This is a genomic window from Brevibacterium sp. p3-SID960, assembly GCF_025144725.1.
GTDB lineage: Bacteria > Actinomycetota > Actinomycetes > Actinomycetales > Brevibacteriaceae > Brevibacterium.
The window spans coordinates 24,769-41,669 of sequence record NZ_JALXKS010000029.1 but is presented as its reverse complement, the minus strand read 5'-3'; the positions used below and the strand labels follow the sequence as shown (position 1 = coordinate 41,669).

Annotated in this window: 15 protein-coding genes and 1 tRNA gene; 10 read left to right on the top strand and 6 right to left on the bottom strand. The window is 66.8% G+C overall.

Going from position 1 to position 16,901, the window contains the following annotated elements:
* Positions 1-24: 24 nt before the first annotated feature.
* Entirely contained in the window at positions 25-1,479 is a 1,455-nt protein-coding gene (locus M3B11_RS09510; protein WP_259877253.1) for a GuaB1 family IMP dehydrogenase-related protein, read from the bottom strand.
* Positions 1,480-1,554: 75 nt separating this feature from the next.
* Between M3B11_RS09510 and M3B11_RS09505 the strand changes: the two genes are divergently transcribed.
* From M3B11_RS09505 to M3B11_RS13405, 3 genes are all read left to right on the top strand, one after another.
* A complete protein-coding gene (locus tag M3B11_RS09505; RefSeq protein ID WP_396121556.1) occupies positions 1,555-5,364 on the top strand; it encodes a multifunctional oxoglutarate decarboxylase/oxoglutarate dehydrogenase thiamine pyrophosphate-binding subunit/dihydrolipoyllysine-residue succinyltransferase subunit in 3,810 nt (1,269 codons plus the stop codon).
* 3 nt (positions 5,365-5,367) lie between these two features.
* Entirely contained in the window at positions 5,368-5,982 is a 615-nt protein-coding gene (locus M3B11_RS09500; RefSeq protein ID WP_259877251.1) for a GDSL-type esterase/lipase family protein, read from the top strand.
* 95 nt (positions 5,983-6,077) lie between these two features.
* On the top strand, positions 6,078-6,155 hold the full coding sequence (locus M3B11_RS13405) for a 50S ribosomal protein bL37 (RefSeq protein WP_375544706.1): 78 nt from the start codon (positions 6,078-6,080) through the stop codon (positions 6,153-6,155).
* A gap of 69 nt (positions 6,156-6,224) precedes the next feature.
* Here M3B11_RS13405 and rsrA read toward each other — a convergent pair whose 3' ends face one another.
* Both rsrA and M3B11_RS09490 read right to left on the bottom strand, forming a co-directional pair.
* Complete coding sequence (rsrA, locus tag M3B11_RS09495) at positions 6,225-6,521, bottom strand: mycothiol system anti-sigma-R factor (protein ID WP_259877250.1); 297 nt, start codon at positions 6,519-6,521, stop codon at positions 6,225-6,227.
* Positions 6,518-7,270 carry a sigma-70 family RNA polymerase sigma factor gene (locus tag M3B11_RS09490; protein WP_311197788.1) on the bottom strand — a complete coding sequence of 251 codons (753 nt, stop codon included), beginning with the start codon at positions 7,268-7,270 and terminating at the stop codon, positions 6,518-6,520. Before M3B11_RS09490 ends, rsrA begins: the two co-directional genes overlap by 4 nt.
* A 733-nt stretch (positions 7,271-8,003) precedes the next feature.
* On the opposite strand from M3B11_RS09490, the gene M3B11_RS09485 reads away from it, so the two are divergent.
* The 7 genes from M3B11_RS09485 (at position 8,004) to M3B11_RS09455 (ending at position 13,884) form a co-directional block, all read left to right on the top strand.
* Complete coding sequence (locus M3B11_RS09485) at positions 8,004-8,207, top strand: cold-shock protein (RefSeq protein WP_102159650.1); 204 nt, start codon at positions 8,004-8,006, stop codon at positions 8,205-8,207.
* A 236-nt stretch (positions 8,208-8,443) separates the two neighbouring features.
* Positions 8,444-8,794 (top strand): hypothetical protein, encoded by a 351-nt coding sequence (locus M3B11_RS09480; protein ID WP_396121555.1) that lies wholly within the window; start codon positions 8,444-8,446, stop codon positions 8,792-8,794.
* A gap of 143 nt (positions 8,795-8,937) precedes the next feature.
* Positions 8,938-9,417, top strand: a complete 480-nt coding sequence (locus M3B11_RS09475) for a DoxX family protein (RefSeq protein WP_259877248.1) — start codon at positions 8,938-8,940, stop codon at positions 9,415-9,417.
* A gap of 5 nt (positions 9,418-9,422) precedes the next feature.
* Entirely contained in the window at positions 9,423-10,721 is a 1,299-nt protein-coding gene (gene aroA, locus M3B11_RS09470; RefSeq protein ID WP_259877247.1) for a 3-phosphoshikimate 1-carboxyvinyltransferase, read from the top strand.
* 2 nt (positions 10,722-10,723) lie between these two features.
* On the top strand, positions 10,724-11,764 hold the full coding sequence (gene rsgA / locus M3B11_RS09465; protein WP_259877246.1) for a ribosome small subunit-dependent GTPase A: 1,041 nt from the start codon (positions 10,724-10,726) through the stop codon (positions 11,762-11,764).
* A gap of 79 nt (positions 11,765-11,843) precedes the next feature.
* Positions 11,844-12,620, top strand: coding sequence for a histidinol-phosphatase (gene hisN, locus M3B11_RS09460; protein ID WP_259877245.1), 777 nt, complete (start codon positions 11,844-11,846; stop codon positions 12,618-12,620).
* Positions 12,613-13,884, top strand: a complete 1,272-nt coding sequence (locus M3B11_RS09455; protein WP_259877244.1) for an aminotransferase class I/II-fold pyridoxal phosphate-dependent enzyme — start codon at positions 12,613-12,615, stop codon at positions 13,882-13,884. Before hisN ends, M3B11_RS09455 begins: the two co-directional genes overlap by 8 nt.
* Here M3B11_RS09455 and M3B11_RS09450 read toward each other — a convergent pair.
* The 3 genes from M3B11_RS09450 to M3B11_RS09440 all read right to left on the bottom strand — a co-directional run bounded on the left by M3B11_RS09450 (position 13,877) and on the right by M3B11_RS09440 (position 16,882).
* Positions 13,877-15,052: an MFS transporter gene (locus tag M3B11_RS09450; protein ID WP_259877243.1), complete on the bottom strand. Its 1,176-nt coding sequence runs from the start codon at positions 15,050-15,052 to the stop codon at positions 13,877-13,879. The genes M3B11_RS09455 and M3B11_RS09450 overlap by 8 nt on opposite strands.
* A gap of 314 nt (positions 15,053-15,366) precedes the next feature.
* Positions 15,367-15,440: transfer RNA gene (locus M3B11_RS09445), tRNA-Met, on the bottom strand.
* A 173-nt stretch (positions 15,441-15,613) separates the two neighbouring features.
* Complete coding sequence (locus tag M3B11_RS09440) at positions 15,614-16,882, bottom strand: CPBP family intramembrane glutamic endopeptidase (RefSeq protein ID WP_259877242.1); 1,269 nt, start codon at positions 16,880-16,882, stop codon at positions 15,614-15,616.
* Positions 16,883-16,901 lie beyond the last annotated feature (19 nt).

Genomic DNA, 16,901 nt, shown 5'->3' with positions numbered 1-16,901 from the left:
CGACTATCTCCGATGCCAGCCTATTCACCAGGAGTGATGAACCGGCATGCCCTCCTGGTAGCCGGCGGCGGACTGGACGCCGACCTGGGCGCGCTCGGCGAACTCCGTGAGTGTTCGCGCACCCGCGTACGTACATGAGGAGCGGACTCCCGAGGTGATCTCATCGAGCAGGTCCTCGACACCCGGCCGGGCTGGGTCGACGAACATCTTGCCTGAGGAGATGCCCTCTTCGAACAGGCCCTTGCGGGCGCGGTCGAAGGCCGAGTCGCTCTGCGTGCGGGCAGCCACGGCGCGGGCCGAGGCCATCCCGAAGCTCTCCTTGTACTGGCGGCCATCGGGGTCGACGAGCAGATCGCCGGGGCTCTCAAGGGTGCCGGCGAACCACGAGCCGATCATCACCTGGGAGGCACCGGCGACCAGCGCCAGGGCGACATCGCGCGGATGCTTGACCCCGCCGTCTGCCCACACGTGGGCGCCGAGCTCGCGGGCGGCGGCTGCACATTCGGCCACCGCGGAGAACTGCGGCCGGCCGACGGCGGTCATCATGCGGGTGGTGCACATCGCGCCCGGGCCCACACCGACCTTGACGATGGTGGCACCGGCCTCGACGAGGTCGCGGGTGCCGTCAGCGGTGACGGTGTTGCCGGCGACGATCGGCACGCCGAGCTCCAGACCGCTGATGGTGGCCAGCACCTCGAGCATCTTCTCCTGGTGTCCGTGGGCGGTATCGACGACGAGGACGTCGGCGCCGGCCTCGACGAGCGCATGGGCGCGGGAGGCGACATCGCCGTTGACGCCGACGGCGGCGGCCACGCGCAGATGGCCCTGCTCGTCGAGGGCCGGGGTGTAGATCGAGCAGCGCAGAATCGACTGCGCGGTCACCGCGCCGACGAGGGTCTGACCGTCGACGACGGGCACGAAGTCCCGCCGCTGGGAGGTGAGCTCCTCGTAGACGCCGGCGAGCACCTCGCGGGTGGGGTCGTCGAGGCGGGAGGCCTGCACCGGTTCCTCGATCGGCTCCATCACTCGGTGCACGGAGGTGAACTGGTCGACGCCGGTGAGAGAGGAGTGGGAGACGGTGCCGAGCACGCGGCTGTCATCGTCGACCACGACGGCGTGGCCGTGGGCGCGCTTGGGCAGCAGGTGCAGGGCTGAGAGCACCGTGTCGTCGACCGACACGCGCACCGGGGTCTCGTAGACGGTGTGGCGCTCCTTGATCCACCGGATCGTGGCGGCGGCCACCGGCAGCGGGATGTCCTGCGGCAGCACGGCCATGCCGCCGCGCCGGGCAATGGTCTCAGCCATCCGGCGGCCGGACACGGCCGTCATATTGCTCGCGATCAGCGGGATCGTCGTGCCGGTGCCGTCCGAGGTGGAGAGATCCACTTCGAAACGCGATGCCACCGACGACCGGCGCGGGACGAGGAAGACATCGGAGTACGTCAGGTCATGTGGAGGATGTTCCGTGAGAAAACGCATAACACCAGTGTCCCTTTCAGACGCGAGATTGTCGCGCGGAAGCGCTAGTATTGTGGCAAACCGTCTAATATCCAGATGAGGAAGAGGGCGATTCCCGCCGTGTCGGAACAGACCAGCACCCGCAGCGTCGAAGACTTCGGGTCAAACGAATGGCTTGTCGAAGAGCTGTATGAGCAGTACCAGGCGGACAAGAGCTCAGTGGACAAGTCATGGTGGCCGTTCTTCGAGAAGTTCGAGAACGGCGACGGATCGGCCGACTCCGGCTCCGGCGGCGGTTCCAAGCCCTCTGCGCAGAAGCCATCTGAGAAGAAGAGCCAGAAGACGTCCGCCGACGACGTCAGCGCCCACCAGGACACCGGTGCCGCGAAGGACGCCCCAGCCAAGGAGAAGCAGACCAGCTCCACAGAGCAGAAGGGTGTCACGCCCTCGGTGACGGAGTCGGAGACCCAGAAGGCGGAGTCGAAGTCGGCAGCTGCGGCCCGCAAGCGCTCGACGACGTCGGCAGCGAAGCCGGCGAACAACGAGACCAGTGAAGACGAGATCGTCAAACTGCGCGGACCGGCCAAGCTCATCGCCCAGAACATGGACGAGTCGCTGTCGGTCCCGACTGCCACCTCAGTGCGGTCGCTGCCGGCCAAGGCGCTCATCGACAACCGCATCGTCATCAACTCCCACCTCAAGCGCACGCGCGGCGGCAAGGTGTCGTTCACGCACCTCATCGGCTACGCCGTCATCCGCGCCCTCAAGGCAAACCCGAACCAGAACGTCTACTACGACATCCAGGACGACAAGCCGGTGATGGTCAAGCCCGGCCACATCAACTTCGGCCTGGCCATCGACGTGCCCAAGAAGGACGGCACCCGCTCGCTGCTTGTGCCCAACGTCAAGAAGGCCGAATCCCTGTCGTTCAAGGAGTTCGTCGACGCCTACGACGACCTCGTCGACCGTGCCCGCCAGGGCAAGCTCACCGCCGATGACTTCGCCGGCACCACCGTGTCGCTGACGAACCCCGGCGGCATCGGCACTGTCCACTCGGTTCCGCGCCTGACGAAGGGACAGGGCTGCATCATCGGTGTCGGCGCACTCACGTACCCGGCCGAGTACCAGGGCGCCAGCCAGGAGACGATCAACCGACTGGCGATCTCGAAGGTCCTGACGCTGACCTCGACCTATGATCACCGCGTCATCCAGGGTGCCGGCTCCGGAGAGTTCCTGCGCACCGTGCATGAGTACCTGCTGGGCAAGGACGGCTTCTACGACGACGTCTTCGCCTCCCTGCGCCTGCCCTACGAGCCGGTGCGCTGGGTGCCCGATGTCGACACCGGTGACCAGGACGACGTCAATAAGACCGCCCGGGTCATCGAGCTCATCGATGCCTACCGCAACCGCGGGCATCTCATGGCCAACACCGATCCGCTCGTCTACCGGCAGCGCTCCCACCCGGATCTCGACATCAACCAGCACGGTCTGACGCTGTGGGATCTGGAGCGGATGTTCCCGACCGGCGGATTCGGCGGCAAGCCGATCATGCCGCTGCGCGACATCCTCGGTCTGCTGCGTGACTCGTACTGCCGCACCACCGGCATTGAGTACATGTACATCTCCGACCCGGCGCAGCGCCGCTGGTTCCAGGAGCGCCTGGAGGTTCCGCATGAGGAGCTGACCCGCGCTGAGCAGGGTCACATCCTCGGGCGTCTCAACGCCGCAGAGGCCTTCGAGACCTTCCTGCAGACGAAGTACATCGGCCAGAAGCGCTTCTCGCTCGAAGGCGGCGAATCGGCGATCGTACTGCTCGACGAGGTCCTCAACCAGGCCGCTGACGTCGGCATGGACGAGGTCACCATCGGCATGGCCCATCGCGGCCGCCTCAACGTGCTGGCCAATATTGCCGGCAAGAGCTACACGCAGATCTTCCGCGAGTTCGACGGCACGATGGCCCCGGACAGCTTCCAGGGCTCCGGCGACGTGAAGTACCACCTCGGTGCCGAAGGCTCCTTCACCTCCCCGTCGGGCAACTCGACGAAGGTGCAGGTCGCCGCCAACCCGAGCCACCTGGAGACTGTCAACCCCGTGCTCGAGGGCATCACGCGCGCCAAGCAGGACGTCATCGACCAGGGTGAGCGCGGCTTCACGGTGCTGCCGGTCCTCGTGCACGGCGATGCCGCCTTCGCCGGCCAGGGCGTCGTCGCTGAGACGCTACACCTGTCCGAGTTGCGCGGCTACCGCACCGGCGGCACGATCCACGTCGTCATCAACAACCAGGTCGGCTTCACCACCCCGCCGGCTTCGGCCCGCTCGTCGTACTACTGCACCGATGTCGCCAAGATCATCAGCGCCCCGGTGCTGCACGTCAACGGCGACGACCCGGAGGCTATCTACCGTGCCGCCCAGCTGGCGTTCGCATACCGGCAGGAGTTCAACCGCGACATCGTCATCGACCTCGTGTGCTACCGCCTCCGCGGTCACAACGAGGGTGACGATCCGTCGATGACCCAGCCGGTGATGTACTCCCTCATCGAGAAGAAGGGCTCGGTGCGCAAGCTCTACACCGAGTCGCTGGTCGGCCGGGGATGCATCACCGAGGACGAGGCGAAGGAGGCGCTCAAGGACTACCAGTCCAAGCTGGAATCCGCCTTCGCCGAGACGAAGGAAGCTGAGAAGGACAGCTCGGAGAAGGACACCACCTTCACCAAGGACTACCAGCGCCCCGACGACCTCGAGACCGACAACACCGTCAAGACGGCTGTGTCGAAGGAAGTCGTCGAACGGATCGGCTCGGCTCACACCGAGGTTCCCGAGGACTTCGAGGTGCACAAGAAGCTCAAGAGCCTGCTGGAGAAGCGCGAGGAGATGTCGCGCTCCGGCGGCATCGACTGGGGCTTTGCCGAACTGCTGGCCTTCGGCTCGCTGCTCATGGAGGGTGTGCCGGTCCGGCTCGCCGGTCAGGACTCGCGCCGCGGCACCTTCACGCAGCGCCACTCGGTCATCATCGACCACCAGAACAGCAACGAATGGACGCCGCTGTCGAACCTCAGCGACGACCAGGCGAAGTTCTGGGTCTACGACTCGCTGCTGAGCGAATACGCTGCGATGGGCTTCGAGTACGGGTACTCCGTCGAGCGCAAGGATGCCCTGGTGTGCTGGGAGGCGCAGTTCGGCGACTTCGCCCAGGGCGCCCAGTCGGTCATCGACGAGTACATCTCGTCCTCAGAGCAGAAGTGGGCGCAGACCGGCGGTATCGTGCTGCTGCTCCCCCACGGCTTCGAAGGCCAGGGACCGGATCACTCCTCAGCCCGTATCGAGCGCTACCTGCAGCTGTGCGCGGAGAACAACATGACGGTGGCGATGCCCTCGAACGGCGCATCGTACTTCCACCTCATCCGCCGCCACGCACTGACAGACAACAAGCGCCCGCTCATTGTCTTCACCCCGAAGTCGATGCTGCGCCTCAAGGCCGCCGCCACGCAGGTCGAGCAGTTCACCTCGGGCCGGTTCGAGCCGGTCATCGCCGATGATTCCGTCGACGCCGAGCAGGTCGACCGCGTCATCATGGTCTCCGGCAAGCTCTACTGGGACCTGGTCGCCAAGCGCAAGAAGGCCGGTGACGACAAGACCGCGATCGTGCGCGTCGAGCAGCTCTACCCGCTCGGGGCCGACGCCATCGCCGAGGTGCTCGATCAGTACGGCGACGCCGAGCTCATCTGGGCGCAGGAGGAGCCGGAGAACCAGGGAGCCTGGCCGTTCATGGCGCTCAACCTCGTGCCGGTGCTCGGCCGGGACGTCCGCGTCGTCGCCCGGGCCTCCTCCGCGTCGCCTGCGACGGGCCTCAAACTCGTCCACGATGCCGAGCAAGCGGAGCTCATCGAGCGCGTCTTCGAGCGCTGAAGCGTGAGCACCCCGAAGTCCACTTCGATCGTCGTGGCCGGCAGCGAACTCGTTGCCGGCCACGGTGATGGTCGCGGTCTCGGATGGGTCGGCCGTGTCGCCGTCCGCACGCATCCCGCGCTGCCGGGCGCGAACTTCTACACCCTGGCAGCGCCGGATGAGACCTCAGCTGACCTGCACGATCGGTGCATCGCAGAGGCGATGCGCCGGTTCTCCTCCGAGACCGACAACCGCCTCGTCATCGCCCCGGGCATCGCAGACATCGAAGCGGGGCTCTCAACCGCCCGGTCGCGGCTCAACCTCGCCAATATCCTCGACGCGGCACTGGCTGCCGAGGTCTCGACGTTCGTCGTCGGCCCGCCTCCGGCTATCGGGGAGCTGACGAACCGGTCGATCGCCGATCTCAACGCAGGCTTTTCCGATGTCGCTCATCGCCGAGGTGTGCCCTACGTCGACACCTTCACTCCCCTGCGCGGCCATGCCGTGTGGCAGCGGGAGATCGCGTCGTCGTCGACGGGACTGCCGAGCCAGGAGGGCTACGGTCTGCTCGCCTGGCTCGTCATCCACCGCGGATGGTTCGACTGGCTCGGCGTGCCCGACGTGCTCGCCGGGCGCTGAGCACCCGCACCGCCCGTCTGACGGCATGGACTGTTTTGCTCAGCTGGCACGGGTGTGGAAAAATGGACTGGATTCAAAAGAAGGAGTGAACCGAGATGGCAAGCAAGCGCGCTCGCAAGCGTAAGGATCGCAAGAAGCGTGGGGCCAACCACGGCAAGCGTCCCAACACCTGATCTATTCAGACATTGGCAAAGGCGGGGCGGAGATCACATCTCCGCCCCGCCTTTCGCATGCGGTCTCTCTCAGCCGAATGTGCGTCGCACGTAGGCGCGGCGCTCGACGACGATCCGTGCCCGGATCCGCTCGGCCAGCCCGGCTGGAGCCTGGTCCTGGCAGCAGGAGCGTCGCACGAGCTCCTTGAGCAGCGCCTCGACGGTGTAATCGTCCTGACACTGTGAGCAGTTGGCCAGGTGGTCTTTGATGACGCCGATCTCCTCGCGCGTCAGTTCTCCGTCGAGGTAGTTGTAGATCCGCATGAGGCTCTTCTGGCGGTTCTGCTCATCGCAGCAGCCGATGTGGCTGAGGGGCTCTTCGCTCATGAGGACACCTCCTCGGTCGTCTTCTTCGCAGTCGTGGCCTGTTGCGCAGTCGTGGCCTGCTTCGCGGCCTTCTTATCAGCTGCTGCCGTGCCGCCGTTCTTCTCGACGCCGAAGCCGCGCTCGCGTGCGTAGTCGGAGAGCATCTCACGCAACTGGCGCCGGCCGCGGTGCAGACGCGACATCACGGTGCCGATCGGCGTGTCCATGATCTCGGCGATCTCTTTGTACGGCAGCCCCTCGACGTCGGCGTAGTACACGACCATCCGGAAGTCGTCGGGCAGCTGCGAAAGCGCTTCCTTGATGTCGGAATCCGGCAGGTGATCAAGGGCTTCGAGCTCGGCTGAGCGGCCACCGGATGAGGTGTGGCTGGCCGCTCGCGCGATCTGCCAGTCCTCGATCCCCTCACCGCTGGACTCCTGCGGCTGGCGCTGCTTCTTGCGGTAGGAGTTGATGAAGGTGTTCGTCAGGATCCGGTACAGCCAGGCCTTGAGGTTCGTGCCCTTCTTGTACTGGTGGAATGCCGCGTAGGCCTTGACATAGGTTTCCTGCACGAGGTCCTCGGCATCAGCCGGGTTGCGCGTCATGCGCAGGGCAGCCGCATACAGCTGGTTGACGTACTCGAGCGCATCGCGCTCGAAACGCGCATGCTGCTCTTCGGGCGTCTCGGTGTTCTCGCTGCCGTGGGCGGCGTCGAGATTCTCGTCCGGCGGTGAGGACTCGGGTGCATCTGGAGCAAGAGGTTTCGTCATCACCGTCCATGGTACGCGCTTATGCGTCTGCGCTTCTATGACTGGCATCGCATCGCCCCTTCCTGCCTGGTCGTAACGGCTGTGTGCGGCTGGCTGTTCATGAGTCACAACGCATGAGGGCCTGCGATCATTCCGAGCCCCAGGCGGTGGCCGCGTTCCATTCCTCGCGTCGCCTCAGCACAGCAAGTCCCAGGACTGCGCCCGAGACTGCTCCCAGGACTGGTCTCGACCCTGGCCCCGGACCCTGGTCAGATGTGCATCGTTCATCCCGATTTCACGCCCACCTCAACGAGCGAATTCGCGTGAGCCGAAATTGCTGATACAGTTGAATGTGTCCAAGGCGGATGACTCCCGGAATTCGGGATATTCGCTGCGGCACATCCGATTTCGTCAAGGATTATGAATCGGTTTGCTGTTGTTCATCTCGGCACCTGCGATCAGCTCGCAGAGGTGCCACTGACGATTCGGTTGGTTTATCTCAGTCTCCCCCATTCTCCGCGCGGCACCTTCGCCGCATTCTCATGCCGCACACCTGCACGCGCTCGCATCCATGCTGACAGTTGAGAGTCTCTGACTCGCGGAAGCCGGACAGCATCACTCTCAGTTCATCTCATTTGCATCCACCCGGGCAGAACTCTGCCGTGTTGTGCAATCCACAGATTTCCATGTCACATCTATCGGCATGGAGCAAGAGGTCATGAATATGGCCATATCTACACAAAGAGGAAAAACAATGGCTACAGGCAACGTCAAGTGGTTCAACGCTGAAAAGGGCTTCGGTTTCATCGAGCCTTCCGACGGCTCGGCTGACGTGTTCGCGCACTTCAGCGCCATCGAAGGCTCGGGTTACCGCAGCCTCGAGGAGAACCAGACGGTGGAGTACACCTCCGAGAGCACCCCGAAGGGCCCGCAGGCCACCTCGGTGCGCGTCCTCTGAGACTCCTGACATCAGCGGGGCAGCGGTCTGACGACCCTGCCCCGCTGATGCATATTCACCTGCCATCACCGCATTGACCGCATGCTGCGGGCACCCCTCTCCCGCCGGCTGCCCTGTGCACTGATGGATCCCCGCATCCCTGACGGCAGGATTCATTCTGCTCGGCGCGTCATGGTTCCAGCTGCTCATCGCTGTCGGCCTGGCCGTCGTCTTCGTCCAGATGGCCGTTCTCTCCCATGAGGCCGCCCACCGCCGGATCCCCTCGTCCGGCCCAGCCAACGACCGGCTCGCCCGCCATCCCGCTGCACACCTTCGAGGGCATCGACCTGCACTTCCAGGGACTCAAACACGTGAGCAACCGCGGACCGGTCAAGCAGCGTTGGACCGAACTCTGCCTCATCACCGTCCGGTTCTGCCTCCTGCTCACCGCCGTCTACGCCCTCCTGCCGATCGGCATGGCCTTGGCCTTCTTCGGCGTGCAGCTGGCGGTCTTCGGCGTCTGCATGGACGCTTCCTTCGTTCGACTGCCCGCTCATGAGCCAGCTGGGCCGCAGCTGAGCCTTCTGCGCAGGAACAAGGCGCCTTGACTCTGACTGTCTGCCGGAGCGCTCGCGGCAGCAGCGGTCACCGGCCGGCCGCTCATGTTCATGCCCGCGCATGGCATGGCCCTGATCTTCGACTATGCTTGAGCCAGGCTCGACTCAACGACGTCAATCGGAAGGAAGCCACCGTGTCCCTGGTTCGCCTCATCGCCCGTCCTATGCTCGCTTCGGCCTACATCGCCAACGGCGTCTCGCGGATCAAGCATCCGCAGGCCGCAACCGATTCGATCACCCCGGTCGTCAACGCCGTGAAGAAGCAGGTCGACATCCCGATCGACGCCGAGCTCGCCGCCCGCGCGACCGGTGTCGCCCAGGTCGCCGCTGGCTCCCTGCTGGCGATCGGCAAGTTCCCGCGCTTCTCCGCCACGGTGCTCGTCGGCACCTACCTCATCGACGTCATCGGCGAGCAGCTGCTGACCCCCAAGGAGGAGCGTTCGCAGGTCTCGCTGCTGACGAAGACCTCGATGATCGGCGGCGCACTCATCGCCGCTGTCGACACCGCCGGAAAGCCGGGCCTGGCCTGGCGCGTCCAGCACGCGGCGCAGGACCTGCGCAAGAACGTCGAGAAGACCTCCGCCAAGGCGATGGACGCCGTCAACTTCGGCTGACCTCGATGACCCAGCGCGACGTCTCGCTGTGGCCCGCCCCGCGTGCAACCGCACCGGTGCGGGCCACAGTCGCAGTACCCGGTTCCAAGTCCCTGACCAACCGCTACATTGCCTTAGCCGCGGTCGCAGCCGAGCCCTCGACGATCATCAACCCGCTCATCAGCCGCGACACCGAGCTCATGTTCGCAGCGATCACCGCACTCGGCGCTGAGGTCGACCGCTCAACCGACGGCCAGGTGACGATCACCCCGCTGCCGACCACCGCCTCGGGCGCGGACGCCGCCACCGTCGACTGCGGGCTGGCCGGCACCGTCATGCGCTTCATCCCGCCGCTGGCCGCTGCCACCGGCCGCAGCGTGCGCATCGACGGCGACGCACAGGCCTACGTGCGGCCGATGGACACGATGATCGAGGCGCTGCGCGACCTCGGCGTCGAGATCACAGCTGGCGCCACCTCCCTGCCGTTCGATCTGCGTTCTCCCGGCGGGGTGCCCGGCGGGCGGGTCGCGATCGACGCCTCTGCCTCCAGCCAATTCGTCTCCGGGCTGCTGCTGGCCGGCTGCCTGTTCGACGACGGGCTCACCCTCGTGCACACCGGTCAGTCCGTGCCCTCGCGCCCGCACATCGAGATGACGCTGGAGACGATGCGCCTGGCCGGGATCGATGCCCGCGCCACCGGAGCGGACGAGTGGACGGTCGCTCCCGGCCGGCCGCGCGGCTTCACCGTCACCGTCGAACCGGACCTGTCGAACGCCGCGACCTTCCTCGCCGCGGCGATCGTCACCGGCGGGCAGGTGTGCGTACCGCACTGGCCTGCCGAGACGACGCAGGCCGGTGACGCCTTCCGCGGCCTGGCAGCGGAGTTCGGCGCCCAGGTCGCGTTCGCTGACGGCACCCTGTGCGTCACCGGGCCCGAGGCGGTGGCTGCGATCGATGTCGATCTCTCAGCGGTCGGCGAGCTCACCCCGGTCACTGCCGCTGTCGCGGCGTGTGCACCTGGTGAGAGCCGGCTGCGCGGCATCGGGCATCTGCGCGGTCACGAGACCGACCGGTTGGCCGCCCTGGCCGCTGAGCTCGGCAGACTCGGCGCTGAGGTGACCGAACATGCCGATGCGCTCACGATCCACGCCCCGGCAGGCACCGGCGGGCGGTTCGAGACCTATCACGACCACCGAATGGTGATGGCCGCAGCCGTGCTCGGCCTGCGCGTCGACGGAGTCGAGATCCTCGATGTGGGCACCGTGGCCAAGACGATGCCCGACTTCACGCAGCTGTGGTCAGGCATGCTGGCAGGCGAGCGCTGAGCATGGGCAGACGGTTCGACAACTTCACCGAAGACGACTACCGGCCCAGGCCCAACCGCAAGGGCTCGCGGCCGCGGACCAAGGAGCGCCCGGAGTACTCGGATGCCCCGACGGCGATGGTCACGGCCGTCGACCGCGGCCGCTACCGCGTCGTCGTCCACGGCGATGACGGGCAGGCACCGGTCGACGGGCCGACCGTCACCTGCGTGCGCTCCTCTCGGCTGCGCCGCCGCTCCATCGTCCCCGGTGACCGCGTCCGGGTCGTCGGCGACACCTCGGGAGCGGACGGCACGATGGCCCGGATCGTCGAGATCCTCGACCGCCGGACGCTTCTGCGCCGCAGCGCAGATGACACCGATCCGACCGAACGGGTGCTGGTGGCCAACGCCGACCAGCTCGTCATCGTCACAGCCGCCGCCGACCCCGAACCGTCGTGGGGGCTCATCGATCGGGCGCTCGTCGCCGCCTTCGATGCTGACATGGAGCCGCTCATCGCGGTCACCAAGCTCGACCTGGCACGGATCGACGCGATCCGCGACTACTATGCCGCAGCCGGTGTGCGGGTGGTGGCCAGCGGCTTCGACGCCACCGGCCGCCCGCAGATCGGGCAGCTGCTGCCGGAGCTGACCGGACGGCTGTCGGTGCTCGTCGGGCACTCCGGGGTGGGCAAGTCGACGCTCATGAACGCGATCATCCCGGCAGCCGACCGGGCGATCGGCGACGTCAACGCCGTCACCGGCCGCGGACGCCACACCTCGTCCTCAGCGCTGTGCCTGCCGCTGCCGGACTCCGGCTGGCTCATCGACACACCCGGAGTGCGCAGCTTCGGGCTCGCCCACGTCGACATCGACAGCGTGCTCACCGCCTTCGACGAACTCGTCGAGGCCACCGCCGCCTGCCCGCGCGGATGCACACACCTCGACGACGCCCCCGACTGCGCACTCGACGCATGGGTCGCCGAGGGGAAGGCCGGGGAAGCCGGGCCGCAGCGGCTGGCCTCCCTGCGCCGGCTGCTCAGCGGCCTGCAGCCGCTCATCAGCTGACGCGCGTCTGCTCACATCGGCGGCTTCCACATGCCGACCAAACCGCAGGCACACCCAGCGGCACCGCTACAGTGTCACCATGGACGATCTCGCACTCGCACTGCGCCTGGCCGATGAGGCCGACGCCATCAGCCTCCCGCGCTTCCGGACCCATGACTTCCACGTCTCGACGAAGCCGGACCTGACACCGGTCACCGATGCCGATCAGGCAGTCGAGGAGATGCTGCGCAAAGCGATCGGCGACGAACGTCCAGAGGACGCGTTCTACGGCGAGGAGTTCGGCAGCCGCGGGCAGGCATCGCGGCGCTGGATCGTCGACCCGATCGACGGGACGAAGAACTTCGTGCGCGGCGTGCCCGTCTACTCCACCCTCATCGCCCTCTACGACAGTGCGCAGCCGGTGGTCGGCGTTGTGAGCGCCCCCGCGCTCGGGATGCGCTGGTATGCCGCAGCAGGCAGCGGTGCATTCCGCACTCTGGCGCCGGAACTCGGCGGCGGTGAGCCCGAGCGGCTGCGGGTCTCGACCGTCGGCACGCTCGGTGATGCGTCGCTGTCGTACTCGTCGCTGACCGGCTGGGCGTCCCACCGGGATCGGGAGCGGTTCATCGCGCTGACCGATCAGGTCTGGCGCACACGGGCCTACGGCGACTTCTGGTCGTACATGATGGTCGCCGAAGGAACCGTCGACATCGCCTGCGAACCCGAGCTCGAGCTCTACGATATGGCCGCGCTCGTGCCGATCATCACCGAAGCCGGCGGCAGCTTCACCGATCTCGACGGCCAGCCCGGGCCCTTCGGCGCCAACGGCCTGGCCACCAACGGACGACTGCACACGGAGGTTCTCACCTATGTCTGATACCACCCGATCCGGCAGCCGCAGCGCTGTCCACCCCGACCTGCACGCGGCCCCGACATGGCACCAGATGGCCACCGCGGCCGGGCTGGTGAATGCCGATGGGTCGATCGGTGAGACGATCTTCGGGCAGATGACCGCCCTGGCCGGCCGTCACGACGCGATCAACCTCGGGCAGGGATCACCGGGCGATCCGACACCGGACTTCCTCATCGACGCCGCGACCGAGGCGATGCGCGCCGGGGTGAACCAGTACGCCCCCGGCCAGGGCCACCGCGTCCTCATCGACGCTGTCGCCGAGCAGCGACGCCGCTGCTACGGACAGGAGGTCTCGGCTGACGAGGTGCTCATCACCATCGGAGCCACCGAGGGGCTCAGCGCTGCCATCGTCGCCCTCGTCCCCCGCGGCGGCGAGGTCATCGTCTTCGAGCCGTTCTACGACTCCTATGCCGCAGCCACCGCCCTGGCCGGTGGGAAGCTGCGCACCGTCGGTCTCATCGAGGACGGCGCGGGCGGCTTCGCACCTGACTGGGAGGCTTTCGAAAGCACCCTCGGCCCGCAGACGGCAGCGATCATCGTCAACACGCCGCACAACCCCACCGGCCTCGTGTTCACCGCCGAGATGCTCACCCGCATCTACGAGGCAGCCGTCGACAGCGACGCTTGGATTCTCACCGACGAGGTCTACGAGTACCTCGTCTTCGGCGACCGGCAGCATGTGGCACTGGCCAGCATCGTCGACGATCCCTCTCGCGTCGTGTCGATCTCGTCTGCGGGCAAGAGCTTCAACATCACCGGCTGGAAGATCGGCTGGACGGTCGCCGCTCCCCCGGTGCGCGAGGCCATCCAGGCGGTCAAGCAGTACTTCTGCTTCACCGGCGGAGCGCCCTTCCAGCCGGCGGTCGCCGCGGCACTTTACGAGCATGAGGACTTCGCCCACACCTCAGCGCGCAGCCTCGCTGCCCGTTCGGAGATCCTCGTTCCGGCCTTCGAGCAGCTGCCCGGCGTGCGTGTCTCCCAGCCGCAGGGCGGCTACTTCACTCTCGTCGACTTCGCCGGTGCCACCGATGAGGACGCCTATGCGCTCAACGAGCGGCTGACCCGCGAGTTCGGATTCACCGGAATCCCCGGCCCGTCGCTGTGCGCAGCCGGCACCCCGGTCAGTGAGGCCTTCGCACAGACGATCCGCTACTCCTTCTGCAAGAGCGAGGACGAAACGGCTGAGGCTGCACGCCGCGTGCGAAAGGCTGCCGAGAAGCTCAGCTGATCGCACCGGGCTGGCAGGCCCGTGCAGCGACGAATGCCTTGACCACGACCGAACCGAGGACGAGCGCGAAGGCCGGCCAGATGGTTGTGGACTGGACGAGGAATCCGAAGATGAGCGGGCCGGTGGCGGCCAAGCAGTAGCCGAGGCCCTGGACGAATCCGGACAGGGCCGCAGCTGACTCAGTGCTCGAGGAGCGCAGGCTGATGAGGGTCAGGGCCAGCGGGAACGTCGAGATGCCCAACCCCAGCAGCACCGTCCACAGCACCGGCGCGGCTGCCGGTGCCAGCCACAGCCCGAGGTAGCCGGCAGCCAGACAGGCGGAGAAGGCCAGCACCACGGCCACCGGGCTGCGCACGCGTTCGGCGAACATCGGCAGCACGAGCCCGAGGACGAACGGGATCGCGGTGACCAGTGAGAGCATCGCCCCGCCGAAGCTCTCGGACTGGCCGGCGCGCACGAAGATCAGCGGCAGCCACGTGAAGAGGATGAAGTTGTTGAACGAGGTGATGCCGGTCATGAGCATTAGCGCCCACGCCCGGCTGCTGCGGAAGAGCTCCAGGTAGCGGCCAGAGGACACCACAGTTGTGCTCGGGGCGGCTTCCGGGCTCACGCGCCTGATCCACAGCAGCAGCCAGATTGCGGCGGGGACGGCAGCGGCGAGCGACCACACGGCCAGTGAGCCCCGCCATCCCAGTCCCTGCGCCAGCGGAACCGCCAGAACCGGTGGGATGAACGTCCCGAACTGCAGGGCTGCGACGTGGATGGTCGAGAACAGGCCGATCCGGGTGGGGAAGAATCCCTTCACCAGCGGTGGGATGACGACGTTGCCGATGCCCATGCCGATGAGCGCGAACGCTGAGAGCAGCAGGAAGACCACCGGTGAGCCGGTGGCGCTCCGGATGGCCAGACCGGCAGCGATGACGATCATCGCCAGGCTGATGACGCTCACAGCACCCCATCGGATCGTCAGGCGCGGAGTGAGGAATCCTGCGATGCCGAAGATGAGCGGTGGCAGCATCCCGATCACGGCGAGGAATGCGGCGGTCACGCCCAGCGGCTGCGCCATCATGTCAAGCAGCGGCGAGAGCCCGGTGACGCCGGGCCGCAGGTTGAAACCGGCGGCGACGATGCCGATGACGACGAGTACGTAGGCGGCGGAGGATTTCACCACGTCATTCTTGCATCCAGGGGCCAGCGGTGTGCAATCGGTTCGCCCTGAGAGCCGATGCGCACAGCACACCCCGTGATGTCCGTCCCTTGCCTGACGGTCGAGGTACGGCACCGCTGCTGTGCCGGAACCATCCACACTTTATGAGCGGACCGCGTTGCGACTATCAACCCGCAAGCAGTGACGGTTCAGCGTTCGGCCACCGATGGATGACTGACGGGTGAAAAGACCCAGACCACCGCAGTCGGTCTTCTTCTGAGGTGAGCAGAAAGCCCGCTGACCAGCATTTCTGCTGGCCAGCGGGCCTATTCTCGTGGCGGGGGGAGGATTTGAACCTCCGACCTCCGGGTTATGAGCCCGGCGAGCTACCGAACTGCTCCACCCCGCGGCGCACGTTCTACTATACGGCAGTCCTGACGTGCGTCCAAATCCCTGACGGTGACCTTGTTAACACTGCCTGAATCGCCGAGGCGGCGGTCACCGCAGTGGGGGCCCCCCCCCCGGGGGGGGGGGGCCACTGCCGGGGGCGGGTCCCCTCGGGCCCCCGGGCCGCTGTCGCTGTCACCGCTGGTCCGGCCAGCCGGGCGGCTGCTGACCTGGCTGCTGGCCACGATGCTGACCTGTCTGCCCGGGGGCGGGCTGGCTGGGTCCGGGCTGGCCGGCGTTCCCGTCCTGCCAGCCGGTGCCGAAGTGCTGTGGCGGCGCCGCCTCGGGAGCGGGCGGCTGTCCGGCATCGGCCAGCGCGTAGTGATCGTACGGCAGCGGGGCTGGCGCCTCGGCACCCCACTGCTGCACCGGAGCTCCGGTGGTCGCGGCGCCGCGGCGCGGAATCTCCTCGGCCACACCGTACATCTGGACGCTGCGCACTCGGGCGAGGATGATCGCTGCGGCGGAGACGACGAGGATCGCAGCGACCGGGATGAGCATGAACGGCCCGCCGGCACCGGCCGAGCGGTCGATCTCCTGGGCGATCTCACCGCTGAAGGTCGCGGTGACGAACAGGGCGACGTTGTTGATCGCGTGGATGACGATCGGTGCCTCCAGACCGCCGCTGTAGTGGGCGAGGAGGGAGAGGAAGACGCCGAAGAGCCAGTAGTACAGGATCAGCCACGGGTCGCCGGCCATGTGGGCTGCGGCGAAGAGCACGGAGCTGACGGCGGTGCCGAGGATGAGCGAGGGGATGGGCCCGCGCACCCAGGAGCCGGCGATGCGCTGGATGACGCCGCGGAAGACGTACTCCTCAGCTGCAGCCTGGAACGGGGTGGTGAGCAGGACGACGACGAGGTAGAAGATCGTCATGCCGGCCGGCAGCGGGGCGTAGGCATCCCAGTCGCTGCTGACGACGAGCAGTGTGATGTAGATGGCGAAGCCGATGCCGATGGGGATGAGGCTCCACAGAAGCCACGTCCAGCGGAACCGTCCGACCACCGAGTTGAGGAAGCCGATGCGCTGCCGGAACAGGAAGCGGTGGAAGATGAGCGCGACGACGGCGAGTGCGATGAGTGAGAGGTTGGTGGCCAGCAGCATGAGCGGCGACATACCGATCTCGCCCTCCATTGCCGCTTCGATATCGAGCTGACCGGTGGCCAGGTCGATGATGCCGGCGATGAGGGTGAAGACGAAAGAGGCGACCAGCATCGTGATGAGCAGCGCGATGATCGTGATGACGCCCTTCCACCAGCGGTTGCTCGGCAAACGGTAGAACTCCGAATGCGTCTGACCGCGCTCCGCGGCGGAGGGAGCGGTCGAGGGGTCAGCTGCGGGCAGATCCGCTGCGGCGTACGGAGCGCTGGCTGGCGTGGGCTGGCCGACCGAAGCTGCCGGTGCCATGGGCGCCGCGTGGTGGTCT